The 23,509-nt window shown below is 48.8% G+C and carries 19 protein-coding genes; 17 read left to right on the top strand and 2 right to left on the bottom strand.

The features are described 5' to 3' along the window. Nucleotides 1–137 precede the first annotated feature (137 nt). The 10 genes from AC0LWM_RS00215 to AC0LWM_RS00170 all read left to right on the top strand — a co-directional run bounded on the left by AC0LWM_RS00215 (nucleotide 138) and on the right by AC0LWM_RS00170 (nucleotide 11,402). A complete protein-coding gene (locus tag AC0LWM_RS00215) occupies nucleotides 138–938 on the top strand; it encodes a hypothetical protein (RefSeq protein ID WP_474672884.1) in 801 nt (266 codons plus the stop codon). A 222-nt stretch (nucleotides 939–1,160) separates the two neighbouring features. After that, complete coding sequence (gene ybiA / locus AC0LWM_RS00210) at nucleotides 1,161–1,664, top strand: riboflavin biosynthesis intermediates N-glycosidase (protein ID WP_474672883.1); 504 nt, start codon at nucleotides 1,161–1,163, stop codon at nucleotides 1,662–1,664. A 466-nt stretch (nucleotides 1,665–2,130) separates the two neighbouring features. Next, nucleotides 2,131–2,490, top strand: a complete 360-nt coding sequence (nrdI, locus tag AC0LWM_RS00205) for a class Ib ribonucleoside-diphosphate reductase assembly flavoprotein NrdI (RefSeq protein WP_474672882.1) — start codon at nucleotides 2,131–2,133, stop codon at nucleotides 2,488–2,490. Beyond that, nucleotides 2,477–4,561 carry a class 1b ribonucleoside-diphosphate reductase subunit alpha gene (nrdE, locus tag AC0LWM_RS00200; protein ID WP_474672881.1) on the top strand — a complete coding sequence of 695 codons (2,085 nt, stop codon included), beginning with the start codon at nucleotides 2,477–2,479 and terminating at the stop codon, nucleotides 4,559–4,561. Before nrdI ends, nrdE begins: the two co-directional genes overlap by 14 nt. Nucleotides 4,562–4,596: 35 nt before the next feature. Continuing rightward, complete coding sequence (gene nrdF, locus AC0LWM_RS00195; protein ID WP_474672880.1) at nucleotides 4,597–5,553, top strand: class 1b ribonucleoside-diphosphate reductase subunit beta; 957 nt, start codon at nucleotides 4,597–4,599, stop codon at nucleotides 5,551–5,553. Nucleotides 5,554–5,658: 105 nt separating this feature from the next. Beyond that, nucleotides 5,659–6,153, top strand: a complete 495-nt coding sequence (fur, locus tag AC0LWM_RS00190; RefSeq protein WP_474672879.1) for a ferric iron uptake transcriptional regulator — start codon at nucleotides 5,659–5,661, stop codon at nucleotides 6,151–6,153. 781 nt (nucleotides 6,154–6,934) lie between these two features. Then, nucleotides 6,935–9,235 carry an extracellular solute-binding protein gene (locus AC0LWM_RS00185; RefSeq protein ID WP_474672878.1) on the top strand — a complete coding sequence of 767 codons (2,301 nt, stop codon included), beginning with the start codon at nucleotides 6,935–6,937 and terminating at the stop codon, nucleotides 9,233–9,235. Then, nucleotides 9,222–10,079 carry a carbohydrate ABC transporter permease gene (locus AC0LWM_RS00180; RefSeq protein WP_474672877.1) on the top strand — a complete coding sequence of 286 codons (858 nt, stop codon included), beginning with the start codon at nucleotides 9,222–9,224 and terminating at the stop codon, nucleotides 10,077–10,079. Before AC0LWM_RS00185 ends, AC0LWM_RS00180 begins: the two co-directional genes overlap by 14 nt. Before the next feature lie 73 nt (nucleotides 10,080–10,152). Continuing rightward, nucleotides 10,153–10,974: a carbohydrate ABC transporter permease gene (locus tag AC0LWM_RS00175; RefSeq protein WP_474672876.1), complete on the top strand. Its 822-nt coding sequence runs from the start codon at nucleotides 10,153–10,155 to the stop codon at nucleotides 10,972–10,974. Between the two features lie 20 nt (nucleotides 10,975–10,994). Beyond that, a complete protein-coding gene (locus AC0LWM_RS00170) occupies nucleotides 10,995–11,402 on the top strand; it encodes a hypothetical protein (RefSeq protein WP_474672875.1) in 408 nt (135 codons plus the stop codon). A 167-nt stretch (nucleotides 11,403–11,569) separates the two neighbouring features. Here AC0LWM_RS00170 and AC0LWM_RS00165 read toward each other — a convergent pair whose 3' ends face one another. Then, a complete protein-coding gene (locus AC0LWM_RS00165) occupies nucleotides 11,570–11,719 on the bottom strand; it encodes a hypothetical protein (protein WP_474672874.1) in 150 nt (49 codons plus the stop codon). Between the two features lie 290 nt (nucleotides 11,720–12,009). Here AC0LWM_RS00165 and AC0LWM_RS00160 point away from each other — a divergent pair, with 290 nt between their 5' ends. Both AC0LWM_RS00160 and AC0LWM_RS00155 read left to right on the top strand, forming a co-directional pair. Further along, nucleotides 12,010–13,005, top strand: coding sequence for a cation diffusion facilitator family transporter (locus tag AC0LWM_RS00160; RefSeq protein WP_474672873.1), 996 nt, complete (start codon nucleotides 12,010–12,012; stop codon nucleotides 13,003–13,005). 108 nt (nucleotides 13,006–13,113) lie between these two features. Then, nucleotides 13,114–13,800, top strand: coding sequence for an MOSC domain-containing protein (locus tag AC0LWM_RS00155; RefSeq protein ID WP_474672872.1), 687 nt, complete (start codon nucleotides 13,114–13,116; stop codon nucleotides 13,798–13,800). Nucleotides 13,801–14,455: 655 nt separating this feature from the next. On the opposite strand, the gene cimA is transcribed toward AC0LWM_RS00155, so the two are convergent. After that, the gene (gene cimA / locus AC0LWM_RS00150; protein ID WP_474672871.1) at nucleotides 14,456–16,072 is read right to left on the bottom strand and encodes a citramalate synthase; all 1,617 of its coding nucleotides are present in this window, start codon (nucleotides 16,070–16,072) and stop codon (nucleotides 14,456–14,458) included. A 146-nt stretch (nucleotides 16,073–16,218) separates the two neighbouring features. On the opposite strand from cimA, the gene AC0LWM_RS00145 reads away from it, so the two are divergent. From AC0LWM_RS00145 to AC0LWM_RS00125, 5 genes are all read left to right on the top strand, one after another. Then, nucleotides 16,219–17,526, top strand: a complete 1,308-nt coding sequence (locus AC0LWM_RS00145) for a DNA polymerase IV (protein ID WP_474672870.1) — start codon at nucleotides 16,219–16,221, stop codon at nucleotides 17,524–17,526. Between the two features lie 97 nt (nucleotides 17,527–17,623). Then, a complete protein-coding gene (locus tag AC0LWM_RS00140) occupies nucleotides 17,624–17,860 on the top strand; it encodes a ferredoxin (RefSeq protein ID WP_474672869.1) in 237 nt (78 codons plus the stop codon). A 185-nt stretch (nucleotides 17,861–18,045) separates the two neighbouring features. Further along, nucleotides 18,046–19,923 carry a CHASE2 domain-containing protein gene (locus AC0LWM_RS00135; protein ID WP_474672868.1) on the top strand — a complete coding sequence of 626 codons (1,878 nt, stop codon included), beginning with the start codon at nucleotides 18,046–18,048 and terminating at the stop codon, nucleotides 19,921–19,923. Between the two features lie 29 nt (nucleotides 19,924–19,952). Beyond that, a complete protein-coding gene (locus AC0LWM_RS00130; RefSeq protein ID WP_474672867.1) occupies nucleotides 19,953–21,836 on the top strand; it encodes a FecR family protein in 1,884 nt (627 codons plus the stop codon). A gap of 25 nt (nucleotides 21,837–21,861) precedes the next feature. Further along, nucleotides 21,862–23,472 (top strand): NHL domain-containing protein, encoded by a 1,611-nt coding sequence (locus AC0LWM_RS00125; RefSeq protein WP_474672866.1) that lies wholly within the window; start codon nucleotides 21,862–21,864, stop codon nucleotides 23,470–23,472. The last annotated feature ends 37 nt before the right edge of the window (nucleotides 23,473–23,509 follow it).

Genomic DNA, 23,509 nt, shown 5'->3' with positions numbered 1-23,509 from the left:
TGAGTTTTGCATGTATGTTATACAATGTGAATACCAAACGGTCAAGAGACTTCGGCGGGTCATTCGAACCTGAAGACGAGGAATCGTTTCATCTCCGAAAACGAACAACTTGGCCGTAATTGAATAGGAGGGATTCAATGGATCTTACATTCGCCGAAACTTATTTACGAATATCAACCCGAGGATCGGAGTTCCCGAGGCATGCCGTACCTGCCGCCGATTTGTTGAACCGGGAGACTATGCTTGAACTGTTAACGAAGTACTCGAGAATCGTCAAAGGAACTGGATTGGAGCTGGCCGTGTCGTTCTTCGGAACCGCTGTGTACGGGTTAATCGACATGAAGCAAAGAGTGATGTCTCTATACGGCAGAATCCTCGATTTATCATTGACCAATATCACGTTTCAATTGGAAGCACTAGGGGAGATGGGTCAGTATGTCTTGAAGCTGGGCGAAATCCGATGGACGGAATTGCCGGATGAAGGGCGCCGACAAGCGGTTGAAGCGGAATGGGACCGTTTCTTCAAGGAAGACATGAATCCCTTGATCGAATCGGCAGCCGCCGCGGGAAGATTCAAGCCTGATCTGATTTGGAACCAATATGGTTCTACCGCGGCTTATACGATGGATTACGCCAGGCCGACGATGCCCGAAGGGCCGGAGCTGCAGCGGCTTCAAGACGATTTCGAGCTTCTCTGCGGATTGCCCGGCGGTACGTTCAACCGAAAGCGGAAGCCGTTTCAACATACCCCGAAGTTTATCGACAACCCGTATCAGCCCGGTACGCCGCTCATGGTCCGCTCGGCTTGCTGTATGGTTTACAAGCGGGAAGGCGGGGTCAAATGTTATTATTGCCCGATACTGAAGACCGAGGAGCGATTGAAGCTCAGGGAACAAATCGAAGCAGGGGATACGGCATTTCCAAACCAGCAAAAATAAAACGTGAACGGTTAAGTGTCATGATCCTTTACAGCATCATGTTCGATTAGGACTAAATCTTGAGCCGCGCATTTGCGCGGTTTTTTGTTTATTCGTCTCGCCTATTGCTGCAGGAATGTATGATTATATGCAAACTGTAATACGCCGATGGGAAGGAAGATGCCATCATGAGCGCGAAGGTAATATCATAACAATCTTATCGTACGAATGTGAGGTCTAGAGATGGAGAAATTCACTTATTTTTACCGTACGCAATCGCCTTTCTCGCAGTGGCATCCGGCTTTGTTTGTCGTAGACGGCATCCGATTCAATTGCGCGGAGCAATATATGATGTACATGAAGGCGTTATTGTTCGAGGATCGGGAAGCGGGGGAGCGCATACTGAAAGCGCAGCATCCGCGCGAGCAGAAGGAATTTGGCAGGCAGGTGCGCAATTTCAATAAGAAGCTTTGGGAAGAGCGCTGCAAATCAATTGTTTACGACGGCAATAAGGCCAAGTTCACGCAAAACGCCAACCTGTTGCAAAAGCTGCTGGAGACGCAAGGGACAACGCTGGTGGAAGCGAGCCCGACGGACCGGATTTGGGGTGTCGGCTTGCTCGAGGACGATCCGAGAATCCGGAATCGCCGAACATGGCGCGGCACGAATTGGCTGGGAGAAATCTTGACACAGCTGCGGGAGGATCTCCTTCGGGAGCGGCAAGCTTCTCGAACTCTCGATACGTGATCCTTGATAGGAGCAATTCGGTACATATTTGCCCTCGGTCTGCCCGGTACATGCGGTACACGGGTTGGAAAATGTATTTTCGAATTTTCATGCCATTGTCTCCGTACTACATCTTGTGTGCCGTGTTGCAAATGATTCGAAAAAACGACACAATCGCCAACGGAATAAAAAATATTTTTTTGGGTAAAAACAGGTCGAAAGCCGGGGGATAAACTCCGGCTTTTGCTTGTTTTACTGGCTTTTCCAGCGAAGTTGAGGCTCTCTTCTCCCCCTTATTTATACCAGAAAAAAAGGTATTTATTTCATTGACAAACGCAACATCTTGATATAGATTTGTAATTACCCACTACATATTGTTGGAAAACATCGTAAATGTTCATCTTAAGAGAACCGTGATATGAAGGGATAATGCGCCTATACGGCGCGTTTTTACTGCGTTAATAATCATTGAGGGGAGACGGGCTGCATGGTGATTGCATATGCTTCCAAGACGGGAAACGTGAAACGATTTGTCGGAAAGTTAAACATGCCTACGGTTCAAATTGACGACACGACGGTATTGGAAGAACCGTTCGTGCTGGTCACGTACACGACGGGCTTCGGCCAAGTGCCGGATAAAGTTGTTTCTTTCTTAAATCGGAATTACGGCAAGCTCGTCGGCGTATCTGCCAGCGGCAACCGCAATTGGGGCGAAGGCTTTGCGCGCAGCGCGGATCGCATTTCCGAGCAATACGGCGTCCCGGTCATCAACAAGTTCGAGCTGTCCGGAACGCGGCAAGACGTGGAACGATTTTTGATGGGAGTGAACGCAGTTGCGTCATATTGAGCTGAACAACTTATTAATGCAAAAAGGCGAGGACGGCTTTTTTCAATTGGATAAAGACCGCGAGGCGGTCCGGGAGTTCATGGAGGACGTGCACAAGAAGAGCGTCCGTTTCACAAGCACGACGGAAAAAGTACGTTACATGATCGACAACGACTATTATGAGGATGTCTACAAGCGCTATGCCTTCGAGGACGTCGATGACATATATCGCATTACCCACAGCTATAATTTCGAATTCCCTTCCTATATGGCGGCTTCGAAGTTTTATACCGATTACGCGGTGAAAAGCAACGACCGCTCGTTATATTTGGAGCATTACCCTGACCGGGTCGCCATCGTGGCGTTGTATCTCGGACGGGGCGATGCGAATGCCGCAAGAGCGCTGGCGGTATCGATGATGGAGCAGCGTCTGCAGCCGGCGACGCCGACGTTCCTGAACGCGGGCAAGAGCCGCCGCGGCGAGATGGTTTCGTGCTTCCTGCTGGAAATGGACGATGCGCTCAACTCGATCAACTACGTGCTCGGTACCTGCATGCAGCTGTCGAAGATCGGCGGCGGCGTTGCCGTCAATTTGTCCAAGCTTCGCGGACGCGGCGAGCCGATCAAAGGCGTCGAGGGCGCCGCTAAAGGCATTATGCCGGTGCTGAAGCTGATGGAGGATGCGTTCTCCTACGCGGATCAGATGGGGCAGCGCAAAGGCTCCGGAGCGGCTTATTACAATATTTTCGGCTGGGACGTCATGGAGTTTCTGGACAGCAAGAAGATTAACGCCGACGAAAAATCGCGCATCAAAACTTTGTCCATCGGCCTGATCGTGCCGGACAAATTTTATAAGCTTGCCGAAGAAAACAAACCGCTGCACGTCTTTGCCCCTTATTCGGTGTACAAGGCCTACGGGCAGCATCTGGACGACATGAATATCGACGAGATGTACGACGTGCTGCTCGCTGACGATCGCGTACAGAAGAAGGTCGTGCTGAGCGCCCGTGACATGATGGTGAAAATCGCCACGATCCAGCTGGAGTCCGGTTATCCTTATATGATGAACCGCAGCAACGCGAACAGTTCGCATGCGCTCAAAGGCATCGGCACGATCAAAATGTCGAACCTGTGCACGGAAATATTCCAGCTTCAGGAGACATCGGAAATCGGTGACTACGACGAGCCGGATCAAATCCGACGCGACATTAGCTGCAACCTCGCTTCGCTCAACATCGTCAACGTCATGGAACGGAAGAAGCTGCGGGAATCGGTGCACGAAGGGATGATCGCCTTGACCGCGGTCAGCGACATGACGACGGTCGCCAACGCCCCGGGCGTTGTCAAGGCGAACCGCGAGCTGCATTCCGTCGGTCTCGGCGCCATGAACCTGCACGGGTATTTGGCGAAAAACAAGATCGCGTACGAAAGCGAAGAAGCGAAAGATTTTGCCCGTACGTTTTTCATGATGATGAACTATTATTCGATCGAAAAAAGCATGGATATCGCCAAGCTGACCGGCGTCTCCTTCGAAGGATTCGAGCGCTCGGAATACGCAAGCGGCGCATATTTTGACAAATATACGGAAACGGATTTCCGTCCGGTTACGGACAAGGTGAAGACGCTGTTCGAAGGGATGCACATCCCGTCTCCGCAAGATTGGAACGAGCTGAAGGCCGCGGTGCGGCAGCATGGACTGTATCATGCGTACCGGCTGGCAATTGCGCCGACGCAAAGCATTTCGTATATCCAGAACGCGACGTCCAGCGTTATGCCGATCGTCGAGCAAATCGAAACGCGCACATACGCCAACTCGACGACGTATTACCCGATGCCATATATGAGCCGTGAAAATTATTTTTACTATAAATCGGCTTATCATATGGACCAGTTCAAAGTGCTGGATTTGATCTCCGTCATTCAAGAGCATGTCGACCAAGGCATCTCCACCGTGCTTCACGTCAACAGTGACGTGACGACGAGACAGCTGGCGCGCTATTACATCTATGCCGCCCGCAAAGGCTTGAAGTCGCTTTATTACACGCGGACGAACCGGTTGTCCGTCGAGGAATGCATTAGCTGCTCCGTTTAAGCTAGAGGGTAGACGGAGATTGGGAGGAAGCAACATTGAAAGCTGTCAATTGGAACCGTCCGGACGATGATTTTTCGATCATGTTCTGGAATCAAAATATAATGCAATTTTGGACCGACGAAGAAATTCCTCTGTCCGACGACAAAATGTCCTGGCTCACGCTGTCCGAAGCGGAGCAGGACACCTATATGAAGGTGCTCGGCGGCTTAACGCTGCTCGATACCGTTCAAGGCGGCGTCGGCATGCCTAAAATACTGGAGCATGTCGAGGGGCTGCAGCGTAAAGCGGTGCTTGGCTTCATGGGCATGATGGAGCAAATCCACGCGAAGTCGTACAGCAGCATCTTCACGACGCTGGCGACGACCGAAGAAATCGACAATGTCTTCAGTTGGGTGGAGAGCAACCGCCATCTCCAGGTGAAGGCAGAGACGATCTCGCAATATTACAAGGGCATCGAGACGCGCAAAGACTTGTACTTGGCGATGGCCGCCTCGGTGCTGCTGGAAAGCTACTTGTTCTACAGCGGCTTCTTCTACCCGCTTTACTTGGCCGGCCAAGGCAAAATGACGAGCAGCGGCGAAATCATCGACCTGATTCTGCGCGACGAAAGTATTCATGGGCTATACGTTGGCGTCCTTGCGCAGGAGGTGTTCGCGGAGCTGGACGAAGAGGAGCAACAAGCGGTCACGGAAACGCTGAACGGATTGCTCCATTACCTGCACGAGAACGAAGAGCAATACACGGAGCAGCTATACGCCTCGATCGGCCTCGCCGATGAAGTCAAAGCGTTCCTGCGCTATAACGCGAACAAAGCGTTCATGAACCTTGGGATGGAGCCTCCGTTTGCAGAGGAAGAGATCAACCCGATCGTACTCAACGGCATTAGCACGCGGACGAAGCAGCACGACTTTTTCTCGAAGAAGGGCAACGGTTATGTGCGCACGATCCATGTCGAGACGTTGACCGACGACGATTTCCGCTTTGATTTTTGAGATTTGTCATAAACCTTTTGACTTTAATGATTCCGTAAATTTATAATAAGATTGGAATCATTACAAACAAGGGCTTGTTTGAGCAGGGCAGAGGGAGCAATTAGGATGCAACCACAAGCGATTATGACGCAAATCGATAAAATCAAACAGCAATTAACGGCTAAAGGTTATAAGCTGACGCTGCAGCGCGAAGCGACGGCGCGGGTGCTGCTGGAGAACGAAGAGGAGCATTTAAGCGCGGAGGAAGTATATATTCTGGTCAAAGCGAGTTATCCTGACATCGGCCTTGCGACCGTGTACCGGACGCTGGAGTTGCTGAGCGAGCTTCATATCGTCAAAAAAATCAATTTCGGCGACGGCGTGGCCCGTTTTGACTTGCGCAACGACAATCACGCGCATCACCATCATCATTTGATCTGCGTGAAATGCGGGTATGTCGAGGAGATCAAGGACGACTGGCTGGGGCCGCTCGAAGAGCGACTGGAGCGCGAGTACGGGTTTCACGTCCTCGATCATCGGCTGGACTTTCAAGGCGTATGCCGGATGTGCAGAAGAAAAGCCGCGGCCGAGGCGGAGAATGGCGATAGTGAGCGGGAATAAGGAGCTGCAGACTCAATTACTAGGAATAATGATAGATAGAAGAGCCTTCATCTCAAAGTGGAGGCTCTTTTTCTTGCAACTATCCAACGCCGGTTACCTTATCCCATAGAAATAACCGAATTTCGGCATTTATCATTTACATCATTTTATTTCCTGATGAACAACAATTCACCCAATAAGTCCCATAAAATAGGAAACTATTTACATGGAATCCATTGACATGGGTTATATTGTATATTAAATTACCTTATAGAGGATTATCTGGCCAGATACACTCTTATAAGAATTACATCAATTATTAAAAAGGAGATGGTAAACTTTGAAGAAATTAATCAGTATGGTTTTTGCAACTGTGCTCTGCTTAAGCATCTCAACTAGTGCGTTCGCGCATACTATATACAATTATAATACCTCGCGCGATAATACATGGACGAGAGTTTATACGTACGATTCCAGTCACTCTCATAGTAATTTAATCTCATCCTCCTATAGTTGGGGTAACGACAATAATCATCCATCCATATACGTTCAACTAGTTGACCATGGTCAGACGCATACAGGAACACTTTATAAATACGCCTCGTCGGAAAGTTCGCCATATCATTGGTGGACTACTGGGACTAGTTCTAAGTGTGTAATCGAAATAACCTACACTGGTTATTATAGTGGAAATCTTGATGGTATAATTGCCTTGTAATAAGTTTCAAAAAAAGAGGAGCTTACTCTTTTGAGTTAGCTCCTTCTTCTAAAAATCTCTATCCTGTGGGTAGGAGTTGATTAGATGATGAAGCAAAATATAATCAGAAATTTGATATACTCGCTGCTCTTCCTGTTTCTATTACTGGCAGGTTGTGATGATTCGGATCAAAAGGTCGAAACCGTTAACACACCAAAGGACGAGCACGGAACCTTATATGAAGAGAAAGAAATTCCGCTTCCTGAAGGTACGCAATTCCTCTCTCTTAAGCAAGTTGACAAAGAAATGTTTATTTGTTCCTATATAGACCCTAAAGATCAGACCTATCATTTAGCTTTTACGGATCCCACATTTACAACGATCAAACCAATCAAGAATGATGTGGGCAGTTTGGTTCAATTCTCAACATTGGTTCAGAAAATGGATGATCCTTATGGCCAGTTAACCATTGGTGTTCGCCTCGTTTATGATGTCGATAATCAATCGAATTTGTACGTGCTTCATCACGAAATCGTGAAGAAAAATGATCATCCTTTTCCACTAGGGAGAAAGATGATTTACGTTTATAACAAAGAAGGCCTATTGAAGCAAAAGATCGCGCTCGACGAACCGAAAAAAATCACCGATATGATATCGAGCAAGCTCATTGCACAAGACAATCGATTTATTCTCATAGCCGATACCGGAATTCAAATTATGGATCGGGAGGGGAAGACGGTCGAAGAACTTGCGGTTCCATCTACCAAAGCTGTTGATGCCATGAACGAGCGTGAACAGCTGCTGCCAAGCGGAAGAATTATTGCTGTTGATATAGTAGACGAGAATGAGATAGCCCTGATTCAAGACCGGGCAGGAAATAAGTTTGTTATTACTTATGATCTATTGAACAAAAAAATTAAATGGAGCAGCGAGTTCAGAGATAATTTTTTGCCGGTAAACGTTTATTTCGAGAAAGATAAGCAGCAAATCTTCGTTGCTTCGAACGACAAAGTATTATCTTTCGGTCGAGACGGGAAGGAATTGGGAGAAGTCATTGATTTCAATGAATATTCTGCTGGAACCAACAACTCGAAAATCTTTAAGGGTGATCAGTTTCTTAAACCCGGATACTTCTTGCTAGAACAGCCTGATACAATGCTTGTTTACATGATTGCTACCGGCGTGGAACCGCAAATTCATAAGATTTATTCGTACCGTACATTATCGGGAAATGATCGAGCCAAGCGTATTGCTGAGCTTGAAGCAGAAAAGGCGAGCAAAACAAAGGTAACCTTATATGTACCTTTCATCGAGGGCAATCTTGAACAAAAAATAGCCCAATACGAACAGATGAATCCTCAGGTCGATATCAATCTCACCTATTACCGCAAAGATATCGAAGAATTTAAACCGGAGGATTATAGTCAATTTGTCAATCTGCAGTTGTTCACGAACAAATCTGAGTGGGACATTATGGCTGTTCAATTATTGCCCTTCCGGGAGTATAGCAAAAAAGGATATTTCGCAGATTTGGATCAAATCGCTCCGGAACTATGGAACAAGGAGAAGGAGCGATATTTGTCCAACATACTTGAAGCCTTCAGAATAGACGGCAAACGGATGATCTTTCCGGCCAGAATATTGATGAGCGTTAATCTTGCCGACAAGGAGGCGGCGAAGAATTTGAATCCTATTCAATATAAATGGAACGATCTTATTCAACTTTCCATGGAAGCGAAGAAAAAAAATCCGGACGTAAAGTCCTGGTACTTCGATGGTCCGGATCCCATACAATTTTCCTGCGGCGAAATCTTCAGTGCATTTCAATCCGATCTGCTGGAGACTCAAGGAAAGCTGGACATGCAAAAACAATTGCTAAGCGACTTCCTCGACATGATGAAGGTAGTTAGTATGCCAAGCGACTATGCCAACCCACCCAAAGAAAAGCCTTTATTTCATGTGATGCCGTTTATCCCTATGAGTTTTCCGAATTATATCGATTTAATTGCTACAGAAAAGCTATTGCTACCAAATCCCGCTTCACAGATATCGGGTCAACATTACTTATATCTTCAGGACGGATATGCCATCAATAAAGACAGCAAAGTCAAAGAAGAAGCGTTGAAGTTCATTATTTTCCTATCGGAGCATGCATATCCGGTCAATCTTATATTCAAGAAGACGTTTGAGGATATGAACGAGCAATTAGGGACAACCGAGCAGCGGAAAGAAGCGATTCAGCAACTGCAAACGATTGTAGAAAATCTGAACGTGCTGCAAGACTTAGATTATCGAATTGCAAATGCCATATTCGATACAACGAAACAATATATTAACGGAACAACGGATAAGGAAACCGCTATTCGAACGATTCAGGAGAAGCTGTGGTTATATGAAAAAGAATAAATGGCGGAGAAGACACGGTATTGCGTTATTATTGATTCTTCCTCATCTAGGGGGAGTGATGATTTTTTACATCATTCCCTTCCTGTGGGCTGTCTATCAAAGTTTTATGATAGATTCCAGGTTCGGCACTGCCAATTATGTGAACTTGATGAACAACGAAGCATTCAGGCTGGCGGCTGGAAATACACTCTTCTTAACCTTGTTGACTGTACCGCTCCTGATCATTGTTTCATTCACAATTGCGATGTATGTTCACCGCTATGCAACAAGCGGCTCCGTTGTGCTTCATGCTTTTGTAATCAATTACGCGATACCGACCGCTTCCATTGCATACATATGGACTCTCCTTTTCGGTGATTTTGGATTTGTCAACGTTGGGCTCTATCGATTGGCAGGGATCCCCTATCAGAATTGGATGGATAGTACACTTTTATTGATTCCAATCATCAGCATTTTTTTGATGAAATATTGTGCTTACCCGATTTTTCTGTTTATCGGAGGGTTGCAGTCGTTGCCTGTTGATTTATATGAAGCCGCATCGATTGATGGAGCCGGAAAATCCAAAAAATTCATATATTTGACCTTACCGCTTATTCTGCCTGAAATTTTGTTTGTCGCCGTTCTTGGATTCTTTTTTAATTTCAAAATATTCAAGGAAGCTTACGCTCTGTTCGGCGCCTATCCACCCAAATCGATTTATTTAGTCCAACACTTCATGAACAATCAGTTTCAAAAGCTTAATCTGGATGCATTAACAGCTTCGGCAACGGTTATGGCAACTGTTACTGCCGTGATCATTGGCCTATTGATTCGAGCAAATCGTTCGGCTTATTTTCAATATTAAGCAAGAATACAGGAAGTGTGGTATCTGCTAAACAATGAAAATCATAAGGACGATCACCATCACACGGTTGTTTATGATTACAGTACTGGCAACCTTATTGCTGTTCCCGCTCTTCGTCTTGGTTGTATACTCTATAACAAAGACAGATGCGATACAGCTAGTCTTATCCGGCATTTTTAATAAATACGCGGATCGTCAGCTTTTTCGGTTTGAATTTGATTTCTCGACTTATGCTCATATCGGAGGTGAAAGCCTCAAATTTTCAGTTGCATTTCTGAATTCATTTTCGTACACCATCTTCATGACTATCGGACAGTTATTACTGGCATTCCCCGCGGCAATAGCGCTATCTGTTTTTAAAATACCAGGCCGCCACGCCATTATTCCGATTTACATGATCATTATGATGATGCCTTTTCAAATCACGATGGTACCATCTTTTTTAACTCTTCATTATTTCAAAATATTAGACAGCCCATTAGCGATTATTGTCCCACAATTGTTTATTCCTTTCTCGGTTGTTATGCTATATCTGTATATCATACGCATACCTTACGAACTTTTCGAGGCGGCACGAGTGGATGGAGCGGGTACGTTCAGGCTCATATGGCACGTTGTGATCCCACTGATGAAACATGGATTATGGTCCATCGGGCTCCTTTATTTTATCGATTCATGGAATATGATAGAGCAGCCTCTTGTTTTTCTTTCTAACGTGGATCTAATGCCTTTGTCCATCATGCTTAGACAGTCGCTGGAGAATAATCCGGCTGAAATCTTCGTGCCTGCCGTCTTGTTTTTGCTGCCCATTATCATCATCTACGGCATGAACTATCGATATATCATGAACGGATTACAAATTTCGTTGGCCGGCGTTCAACATAAAGGGCGATAGTATACAGGAGGGGGACTTAAGTGCGGGTGCCGTTTTTGGGGAAAATGACCGGGCTGCTTGCTCTTGTGTTCATGCTCGGACTCAGTTTGTGCGTCAAGTATGAATTGCTCCCCTTTACCCAAGTAAACACAACCGAAATAAGCAGCCGATATATAGGGGGAAACCTCTACGAGTTTACAGTACCAAAGGAAGCGATCAAGGAGGAAGAAGGAAAATCGTATATTTTCATGATCAAGAAAAGTAATAATTACTGGTTGGATGGACTGTATGCGTTCAAAACAGAAATAGAAGTTATCCAGCAGGACCATTCGGTTACAGCGATTGCCTTTATGGATCCTACTATAAATATCAATAATACGAAAACAGTTGTTCTTTATCCCTCTCCAGTCTTGTCTAATAATCAGAGAGTTTTCGTTCTACAATCATGACGGGATGCTGACCGACACGTCCGAATGGTTGACGGGACAATCCTATGAGAACCGAAGATGTGTAGATGATGATCATCTTAAATTCGACGTACGATAAATTGAACATCTTGTCGCAGGAGCATGATCAGATTTTTTATTCTCATCTCCGACTTATACGAAGGCGGCAATCAAGCGGCGTTCATCCGGCGGATGCGGGAGATGCGCGAGTCGGGCATCAAGACGATTGCGCTGCCTCGCTCTTTCGGACCAGGGCCAACCTTCGTACGACGAACGGATCGCCAAGCAGCCGACGCGCGACGGGACACCATGTTTCGCATGTGCCCCGGAGCTCCTGCCGGAGTTCGTCGCAGGCGCGCTAAAGGGCATCGATTGTTCGATCATGCGAAGCGCGTCGGGAAAAAACAGTATAAGCGCGGTCTGCGCCAAGTCGTTCGGTTAAAGTCGACTAGCCTTTGCGATAGCATGTCGATATATAGTCTGCGCCCAGCTGGGCGCGGGCTTTTTTTATGAGTATATTGGGGTGATAGATATGAAACGCAAAACGCGTTTTCCACGTATACATTGTTTGTAGTCATATCTAAAAATCTAGGAGGAACGATTTTTTACAATGGATCCAGAGCCGGAAGAACGAGACAAATTATGGAGTTTAATCAAGAAAGGAAATACGTCATCTGCGGCAGCAGCGGTCGGTAACACGTTTCTAGCGGCGATGAAAGGCGTTGCGGCGGGGATTACGGGCAACGGAGCGATGTTCGCATCGATGATGCATTCGATCGCCGACGCCGTCAACCAAGCCTTCGTATTTACGGGAAGCGTCTTGGCTGAGAAGAAACCGACGCGCCGATTTCCGACAGGATTCGGTCGAGTCATTAACCTGTTCTGTATGGTAGCGGTAATCGTCGTGACGATTATGGCGTACGAAACGATTGTCGAAGGCATTCATCTGATTCGGAACCCGGTTCACTCCTCGGGATTCTGGCTCAATTTCGGGGTGTTGGTGCTGTCGCTTTCCGTAGACGGTTATGTACTGTTAAAGGCGATGAAAGAAATCGTACACGAATCGCGCGCGTCAGCCAGAGGGCTCGGCGTGATCGGCAGCGCCTTCAAAAACGTAAACCGCGCGGCGCCTCCGACTCGGCTTGTATTTTACGAGGATTTGGTTGCTTCGCTAGGAGCGCTTCTTGCATTAATTGCCGTCGTCGTGACGGCGTTAACCGATTTTGCCATGCTGGACGGCGTTTCGTCGATATTGATCGGTCTGCTGATGATCGCAGTCGCATTCCGAATCGGTTACGACAACATGGTGGGGTTAATCGGCGTTGCCGCACCGCCTGACGTCGAGCAGAAGGTGGCGGATATTATTTTTGCCGAGGCTAGCGTAACGGATATCTACCAGATGCGGGTCATGCAGGAAGGCCGCTATTACCACGTTGACGGCCTGATCGAACTGAAATCCGGCTTGTCGCTCGCCGATGCGGACGACATCAAATTCAAAATCCGCGAACAATTGCTGAAGGACCCGGACATTACGGACGTTACGCTTGGTATTATTGAAGATAACGGCGTGAAAAACTGGGTTCCGATTCAACATAGATCGGAATAACGGAAAAGGATTCGCTGAGGCGGATCCTTTTTTGCCTATTCGGTTCCCATGGCGGTGGTCATCGGGTATAATGGAGAAATATTTTCCGGGAGGGCGAGGGTAAGAGGGATGACCATAACAATCGAAGTCGTTTCCATCAATATCGGTTTGCCGAAAACCGTCCCTTTTCAGAACAAGGAAGTGGCTACGGGCATCTATAAAGATCCGGTGACCGTTCCAATCATGCTGACGCAAACGAACTTCGACGGGGACGGACAAGCCGATCGCGTTCATCATGGGGGGCCTGACAAAGCGGTTTGCGTTTATGCGTTCGAGCATTACCCTTATTGGGAGCAAGAGCTGGGTCAGAAGCTTCGCTTCGGCGCTTTCGGCGAAAACTTGACGATTCAAGGTTTGTTGGAAAATCAGGTATGCATCGGCGATACGTTTCGACTGGGCGGGGCCATCGTACAGGTTAGCCAGCCGCGTCAGCCATGCTTCAAAATCGGGGTCAAATACGGCGATCCCGCCATGCCGCTAAAAGTACAGCATACGGGATATACGGGTTTCTACTTCCGCGTCCTTCAGGAAGGCGTCGTGTCGCCGGGCGACGATCTGGTGCGGCTTGAGTGCCATCCCCAGGCGTTGACGGTTGCGTATGCCAACGACGTCATGCATAACGATCTCGACGGGTCTGAAGGATTGAGCAGGCTGCTTGCGGTGGAAGTATTATCGGAAAGTTGGCGCAAGACTGCGACGAAACGGCTGAACGGGATGCAGACCGATGCGTCCGAGCGATTGATAGGACAAAAATAATGCTACCGTGGAAGCGGAAATTTTGCGGCTATAATAAAATCCGCATACGAAATTCCGGGAAAGCCCTCATATGATCGGAAATGTGAGAAAAGTGCTCGGGTAGTCCAAACAACGAGAGTATAGATTGATCGTTTGAGTGAGAAATTTCTCACGATCTAAGAAGCAAAAAGGTCTCGAACGCCGGTTAACCGGTCGAACGAGACCTTTTTGTTTATCTAGCCTGGAGATGCAGAAATACCTGCAATTGTACATTTATTCTTTTCTGATTTGCTCGAAGCCGGCCGATACCTGCGAAAATACACCTATTTTGCGCACATGCCAGATCGAAGCGGCTCTTAATACCAAATTGATGCACTTTTGCAGGTATTTTCGCTCGCTCGGATGTTTTCGTAAGAAATAACTGCACATTTGCAGCTTTGGTACATAATACTGCCAATATGGCTCTATGGCTGACGCGAAACCCCATCGATATGGCTCGTAGGGTGACCAAACACCACCGATATAGCTCTTTAGTTGACCCCATCACCATCGATATGGCTCGTAGGTTGACCAAGCACCATCGATAGGCTCTTTGGTTGACCCAACATCATCGATATAATCGTAGGTTGACCAAACTATAATCCGTATGGCTCAATCACACTACCGCCGATCCGGCTCAGTGATTGATCAGGCCGAGCCGCTCGCGCGCCTCTTCTTTGTTCTGCGATACCATCGCTTGGCCGATGAGCGCGTAACGGATACTGTCAATGAGCGCTTCCCAGCTCGCTTCGATGACGTTGCTCGAAACCCCTACCGTGCTCCACGTATTCTGGAAGCCGGTAGATTCGATCAGTACGCGCACTTTGCCGGCGGTTGCGTCCTTCTCGTCGATGACGCGCACTTTGTAGTCGGACAAATGCATGTCGGCAATATTCGGGAAAAATTGAATAAGCGCCTTGCGCAAAGCATTGTCAAGCGCGTTGACCGGACCGTTGCCTTCCGCGACCGTAAACACCGTTTCGTTGCCGACCCTCAGCTTGACGGTGGCTTCCGAGGACACACTTTGGTCGAGCCGCTTCTCGACGAATATTTTGAACGATTCCAATGTAAATACTTCTTCCAGGTTGCCGTAAGCTTGGCGAAGGAGAAGCTCTAGCGAGGCGTCGGCGCCTTCGAATTGATAGCCTTGATGCTCCAAGTCCTTGATTTTCTCGATGACAGCCTTTGTTTGCGGATGCTCGGCGTTGACGTCGAGGTTCAGCTCTTGTGCTTTGGATATAATATTACTTTGTCCGGCAAGCTCCGAGACAAGGACGCGCTGTTTGTTGCCGACCCATTCCGGCACGATATGCTCGTACGTTTTTGGATCCTTCATTATCGCGGATACGTGGATGCCGCCTTTGTGGGCGAAAGCCGCATTGCCGACATAAGGCTGATTGATCGGCATGCTGACGTTGGCGATTTCGCTGACATAACGGGCAACGTTGGTGAGCTGCGTAATTTGATGGTCGCCGATGCAGCGGTAGTTCAATTTAATTTGCAGGTTCGGAATAATCGAGCACAGGTTCGCATTGCCGCAGCGCTCGCCATAGCCGTTGATCGTCCCTTGGACTTGACGTGCGCCGGCTTGAACGGCTGCAAGTGTATTCGCGACGGCCAGCTCGCAATCGTTGTGGGTATGAATGCCGATCGGCGTTACCAACTCGGCATTAACGCGGCTGACGATCTCGGAAATCTCGCCTGGCATCGTGCCGCCGTTCGTATCGCAGAGGACGATCCAGTTCGCGCCTGCTTCTTGCGCTTTTTTCAGAACAGCCAGAGCATACTCCGGATTGTTCTTGTATCCGTCGAAGAAGTGCTCCGCGTCGAAAATCGATTCCAAACCTTTTTGCTTCAAATAAGCGAAAGAATCGTAGATCATCGCCAAATTTTCTTCCAAAGTCGTTTGCAAAGCAGTATGCACGTGGAAATCCCACGATTTGCCTACCAATGTCGCCGCCGCTACGCCGGACTCGATGATCCGGTTTAGGCTCACGTCTTGCTCGGCGACCGAATTTTTGCGCCGCGTGCTGCCAAACGCCGTAATTTTCGCATTCAGCTTCAATTGTTTAACGCGCTGGAAAAACTCGATGTCCTTGCCGTTGCTTCCCGGATTGCCGCCTTCAATATAATGAACCCCGAGGGAGTCAAGCTTCTGCGCAATCTTTACTTTGTCTTCGGCGGAAAGGCTGATGCCTTCGCCCTGAGTGCCATCCCGCAGCGTAGTATCGAAGATAGAAATGGCGTTTGACATGGAACGTCCTCCTTCAAGACCTAGTCCAATTGTATAATTTACTATTATAACATGGTTCCTGTGTAAAGTAGATAGCGTTTTGCTTCGCTTGACCTGAATTTCAGGCAAATGTATGCTATTTGTAACAAGTTAGGCGAGGGATTGCCATGAAGGACCATAGCGATTATTACCCGCCCAAGGGACGGGTCATTCTGCATATCGATATGAACGCATTTTATTGTTCCGTACACGAGGCGGTGGAACCGCACAAATATAAGGGAAAACCGCTGGCCGTAGCAGGCAGCGTGGAGCTGCGCAAAGGGATTATCGTCACGTCGTCTTATACGGCCCGCAGGCGAGGCATTAAAACCGGAATGCAGGTACGCAAAGCGATGAAGCTATGCCCGGATCTGATCGTGATTCAGCCTGATTTTCATCTGTACCGGGATTTTTCCATGAAATTTATGAAAATCGTGAACAGCTACACGCCGCTTGTCGAGGCGACCTCCATCGATGAATGCTACGCCGACATTACGGGATCGAAGCAATTCGGCACGCCGCTCGATATTGCATCGTCCATCCAGACGCGGATCCGGACCGAGCTGTCGCTGCCGTGCTCGATCGGCGTTGCGCCGAACAAGCTGCTGGCGAAGATGGCTTCCGATATGAAGAAGCCGAACGGCATTTCGGTGCTGCGCATCCGTGACGTGCCAGCGCTGCTCTGGGATAAGCCGTGCTCGGAGCTGTTCGGGATCGGTCATCGTACGGCGGATAAGCTGAAGCGGCTGCAAATCTACACGCTGGGCCAGCTGGCCGCAGCGGACGAACGGCAATTGATCGGACAATTCGGCGTCATCGGTTCTTGGCTGAAGCGGGCTGCGAACGGAATCGACGATTCCCCGGTCAACCCGCTGCAGGAGCAGAGCAAGTCGATCGGCCATACGACGACGCTGCCTCAAGATATATCCGAGCTACCCGATGTGCATCGGGTCATGCTCAATCTCGCCGATCAAGTCGCCCGCAGGCTTCGCCGGCAAAAACTGGTCGCCGCAACGGTGCAAATTACGATCAGGACGCCTGACATGAAGACGATTACTCGCTCTTCGACGCTTCGGGTGCCGACGGAAAGCGCTGACGAAGTTTATCGCGAAGCGTGCAGATTGTATGGCCTGCACTGGAAAAGCGGGAAGCCGGTCCGGCTGCTTGGCATCACTTTGCAAAACTTAACGGCCAAGGAGGATGCGGCGATTCAATTGGATTTGTTCGAGTACCCGAATCAACCGAAGAAAGAGCAGTTGAACATCGCGATGGACAAGATCCGCGATAAGTTCGGCGAAAGCGCATTGTTAACCGCCGGAATGCTGGGAGACGATCCGTCGGCGCTCATTCGGAATCATAAAATTCGCGGAACGTCGCTGCAAATGGATCATTTGCGCAAACCCGCGTCGTCGTCCGAAGATGAGCCGTCCCAATAATGTTACGAATGGTTTGAAATTATTTATGAATTGTATTATATTGTAGGAGTGAGGTTATACTAAGCACTGGCAATTATTTAGGAGGGAACGAAACGATATGGCAAAGTTCACTTGGGTTGAAAAAGATACGTGCATCGCTTGCGGCGCATGTGGCGCAACAGCTCCAGATATTTATGATTACGACGATGAAGGCCTTGCGGAAGTAATTTACGATGGCGACGGCAATACGGGCACAACGGAAATTCCGGAAGATTTGTATGACGACCTGCAAGATGCTTCTGACGGTTGCCCAACCGACTCGATCAAAATCGCCGACAGTCCTTTTAATAAATAATTGCGGCTATCCAACAGATCCTTTCCTTTTCAGGAAAGGATTTTTTGTTGTGAGGATCTTAATGACATGTCATGTGAAGAAGATGACATCATATTCAATGATTCGACAAAAAATGAATTGTCAATTGAAATCATTCCCTCTACAATTAATTTAGTAGATTTTGCTACACCGATGAGGAGGGAGTCATGAAAAAAAGCAAATGGCTGTGGACGGCAGCCGTTGGATTGGTCATTGCACTCATCTCGACGCTTTTTTATACGTCGTATTTTGTTGCTTTTTCGACGGGACGGATCGGCGGGGCCTTTAATTTTGCGGAAAGTCCGTTAAAGGATTTTCTGCGGACGAAGTCCATGGCGGAACGACAGCCTGAGGACCGGATCAAAATTATTAAGATCGACGATGCATCGCTGGAAGCGATCGGCCAGTTCCCGTGGCCCAGATCGGTATACGCCCAGCTGATCGGCATGCTGGAGGAAGCCGGGGTTCGGGCGGTCGCGCTCGATATCGTAACGGCAGAGCCAAGTGATGATCCGGCGGACGATGCAGCGATGGCGGAAATCATGGAACAATATACGAACGTTATTTTGCCGGTACAGTTCAATTTCGTAACGAAGCAGAAGGCCAAGGGAGAGTTCGAGGCGGAGAGTATCGATTACCCGGCTTCAACGATCCATGCGAAGGCCGATCAGTTAGGACACGTCAACGTCATGCCGGACAAAGACGGAACGGTGCGCATGCTGACCGTGGGCGTACCGGAGCCGTCAGGTAACGTCTTGCCTGCGCTTAGCGTGAAGCTGGCGAATTATTTGCTGGACGCGCAGGACCAGATACGATGGAATGCGTCGCGCAGCGGATTTTATCGCGGCGATCGGGAAATTCCGGTCAATTATCGGAATCAGGTGTTGACGGAATTTTTCTCGAAGCCGCACCAGCAGCAGGATGCGCAATCGGGATACGACGCCCAATCGTTCATCGATGTGCTGAGCGGCACGATTCCGGCGGAATATTACGCGGATTCCGTCGTGCTGATCGGACCGTATACGACAGGTCTGATGGACGAATATTTGACCCCGGAGCACAGCTCGATGAAGATGTTCGGGGTGGAAATTCACGCCAACATGGTGCAATCGCTCGTCGAAGGCCGATTTTATGTCGAGCTGGATTTGAAAGCGGGCATTCTCATTCTTGTTGTCGTATCGTTCCTCGGCGTTTTTTTGTTTCAGCGCTTCCGCGGGCGGACCGCCATATTAATCTATCTCGGGATGATGATCGGTTATGCGGCAATTTGGCTGCAAGTGTTTTACTTTCAATCTTACATCATTCCGGTCGTATACCCAATGCTGGCGATTACCGTCGCTTATGTGTGGTCGTTATTCTCGCATTATATGGCCGAACGCAAGGAGCGCAGCCGGGTAACGAATATATTCGGTCGATTCGTATCCAAGTCCGTCGTGGACGAGCTGCTTTCCAGCGGGGAAGAAGTCAAGCTTGGCGGCCAGCGCCGCGACATTACGCTGATCTTTGTCGATATTCGCGGATTTACGCCGATGTCCGAGCGTCTTGAGCCGGAGCAAGTCATTCAAGTGCTGAACGAATATTTGGACGTTTGCACCAAAGCGATATTTAAGTTCAACGGCACGCTTGATAAATTTATCGGCGACGGGGTCATGGCTATATTCGGCGCTCCGATCCCGTTCGACAACCATCCGGAGATGGCGGTTCGGGCGGCGCTGGAGATGAAGAAGCATGCGGACCTTCTGGAGCGGAAGCTTATCGATACATATGGGATCGGCGTTAAATTCGGTCTTGGCATCAACAGCGGACCGGCTGTCGTCGGTAACATCGGTTCGGAAGACTTGCGTCTTGATTATACGGCAATCGGCGATACGGTGAACTTGTCGGCAAGGCTCGAATCTAATGCGAAACCGGGCCAATTGTTGATCAGCGAGCATACATACGAGAGAGTCAAAGATTTATTCGTGATCGATCCGATCGGCGAAATCAAGGTCAAAGGGAAAGAGAAGCCGGTTATGGTGTATGAAGTGATTTCGGAACTTATTTAAATTATTCAAGTTAGGAAGGTGTTCGATTCATGTCCATTCGAAAGAACGCATTTCGGACAAGCAGGACGATGTCTATCGTTATCTGCTTCACGCTGCTTTTCGGACTTTTAGCTTCGGCTCTGGCTCCCGCGGCGGTAGCTGCGAAATCGGTTCGTCTCGGCATCATCAAAGAGTTGTCTGGAACGGTATCGGTGAAAAAATCCGGTGCGGCAAAATCGTTCAAAGCATTCAAAAATATGAGCTTAAATCAAGGCGACTACATTACGACCGGCGACAAGTCCAAGCTCGTCATTCAACTGGCCAGCGGGGACAAAAGCGATGACGAGATTACGATCGGCAGCAACGCCGATTTGTACATTTCCGATCTGGCTGACAAAAACGGCAGCAAAAAATCCGGCGTCAAAATGTGGGCCGGCTCGATGGCGGCTAAAGTGAGATCGATTTCCAACGCGGACGATGAATTTGAAGTGGAAACGCCAACGGCGGTCATGGCGGTTCGCGGTACGGTGCTTACAACTACGGTGGATCCGCAGACGGGCAATACCTCGGTCATGGTTGCGGCAGGCGTGGTGCATGCCACAACGAAGTCATCGCCAACCCCGAATCCCGGTGGTAACGGCCAGTCGACTCAGGCCGGCGGCTACAACATCTATCCAACGCAAGAGATCACGTTTATTAACGATCTGAATAACGGAGACATCGTATCCAACCAAACGGTCGTTGATCCGTCGCAATTTGCGGCACAAGTTGATCCTGCAGTGATTCGGGCATTGATTCAAACCTACCAGGATATCGAGCAAGAGAACGGCCAATATATCGAAAAAATGAAAAAGCTTCTAGTCGAAAACGGAGTATTTACCCAGGATGGAGAAATATTCAAGGAACAAGATTTGAACAGGCTTCAGGAAAACCTGGCCAACGTCATCTCGTTGATTGCCAAGTTCGCACGGGATTCCAAAAAAATCCAATCAAACGAGCTTCAGCAGCTCGTCGATCAAGCAAATCGTAATGTGGAACACAAACTCAACTTGGATAATCCGAAGCCACTTCAGTTGACGCTGGATGAGGAGAAGAAGCGCAAAGAGAAGGAAGATTTGCTAAAGAAGCAGCAAAAGCAACTCGAACAAGAAAACGATCGGGCCAAAGAACTGAAGGACCGAAATAAAAGCTTATTGGAGCAGCTCGAAAAACGCAAAAAAGAACTTGAGGAAGCGAACAAAAAAGCACAGCAAGAAGCGGCGAAAAAAGCGGAAGAAGCTTTATTGTCGAAGATGACTCCGGCCGAGAGAGAACAGTATTTGAAAAATAAAAACAACAACAATCCGGCTCCGCAGCCGCCTGTGACGAATCCAGGTTCTTCTTCCGGGGGAACAGTGAACCCGAATCCGAACCCGGATCCGGGAACGCCGCCGGTACTGCCGAAAGCTGCGATCAAGCTGGATAATAGCTCGAGCGAAGGGTTGAAGGTGAGATTTAACAATTTCACAAAAGGTACGGTGAGCGGAAGTACTTATAATAACAGCTTCTATGCTGTTGAATTGCATTTTATTATGGACAGCAGACTGAACTTCAATAAAACGCAGTCTTTTAACACATTGGCACCTGACCTGCTAAATTTAGATGGTCAGACTCGCAGTGTCCTTCATTCGAAAGAAACATTAATGAATGAAGGCATGCAGAAGGAATTAACGATTGTCATTATGAAGTATGGCGATAAAAATGATTTCGAGCTGAACGGCGATTTGATGACGCTTAAGTTTTGGTCTTTTCCTTCCGAAGGGGGATCTAATCAATTTAAAATCAGTTTGGCAGAAGCGTTAATCGTCAAGCAAGATGGTTCCTTGACATCCTTTGATGCTTCGGAGATCGATAAAGAATATGAGGTTATCGCGGGTTTGCCAAGTCTCAACTAATCAATTTCAAACAAAGGAGTATACCATGAACCGATTTAAGAAAACTTCCGCGTCGCTGCTCGTGTCGGCGATGCTGATCGGCGGATCGACGGTATGGGCGGACGGTTCGTCCCAGGCAAGCAACGTGTTGTCGAATCTGCCATTATTGGAAGTGTCGACACTTGCGGGGCACGGCGAATTAGGCAACGGTAACGGAAGGTTGCAATCTGCAACCTTCCGCACGCCGAACAGCTTGCTCGCCTTGCAAGACGGCAGCCTGCTCATTGCGGATTCACGCAACCAACTGATCCGCAAGCTGACGTTATCGGACGCTTCGACCTATGCCGGTATCACGTTTGATCAAGACCGTTTAGGCTTTCCGATCGGCGCGTTGTCCGACGGCAAAGCGGATATCACCTTGTTCCAAGGACCTAGCGGACTTGCAGCGGATTCGCAAGGGAACATCTACGTCGCCGACGCGGACAACAACGCGATTCGCAAAATCGATGCGAACGGGCAAGTAACGACCGTGGCGGGGAACGGCGTAATCGGATTGACCGACGGAACGGGCGATAAAGCCCGGTTCAACCATCCGCAGGACGTTGCGGTGGCCGCCGACGGGACGATCTATGTTGCCGATACGTTAAACCATGTCATCCGCAAAATCGCCAAAGACGGCGCGGTGACAACGTTGAACGCAGCCTCGACGCGCGTCGTGGAGTACTTCCCGGGCGTTGCCGAATCCGCGGGCGATTATAAGGACGGCGCCTTGCAGGATGCCTTATTCAACGAACCGTCCGGGCTGGCACTCGACGCAAATGGGAATTTGTACGTCAGCGATACGGGCAATCACCGTATTCGTTATATTGATTTAAGAGCCGGTACGGTGACGACTGTTGCAGGCGGACAAGCTGGCGCCAGTACAAACGGCTCGATTTACGAGAAGAATGCCCCTTATGCAGCGGGCGGATATGCCGACGGCAAAGCTGCGGAAGCGCAGCTGAACGCGCCGCGGGGTCTGGCCGTTACCGCTGAAGGCGGATTGCTGATCGCAGACAGCCTGAACCACTCCATTCGTTATTTATGGGATGGGCAAGTAACGACACTCGCCGGACACGGCGAGAATGGGAATACGGACGGCGTCGCGACCTCGGCCGAACTTCATTTGCCGACGGACGTCGTTGTGCGGAAAGACGGCTCGATCGCCATCGCTGACGCGTATAACAACAAAATCCGATTGTTATCCGTCTATCAGCTGCCGAATGATTTGCCGAAGGATCGTGCGGTTAAGCTCGTATACGGCCAGAAGATCATCACGACAGAAGCAGCGCCGGAAGTGGTTGGCGTTCGGACGATGGTTCCGCTGCGGGCCGTGACCGAAACGCTTGGCTATAAAGTAGACGCACAGAACAAAGGAAACGTTCGGATCAGCAACGGAGATGTCGTATATGAGCTCGTCGCAGGCAACAAGCAAGTGACGCGGATCGACGGAGACCAAAAAGCGACGAGCATTGCTCTTGATGTAGCGCCATATGTGAAGAACGACCGCGTCTATGTTCCGGTTCGTTTCTTCGCGGAGGAGATCGGTCTCGACGTGCAATGGAACGCGGAATACCAAACGGTAATTCTCCGCGATAAAATCGCAGCAACTAAGTAACATCACGTGCGAATATGCGCCGAAGATACGGGGGACG

The sequence above is a fragment of the Paenibacillus sp. sgz302148 genome (assembly GCF_056120465.1).
This window is presented reverse-complemented; position numbering and strand designations above follow the sequence as displayed.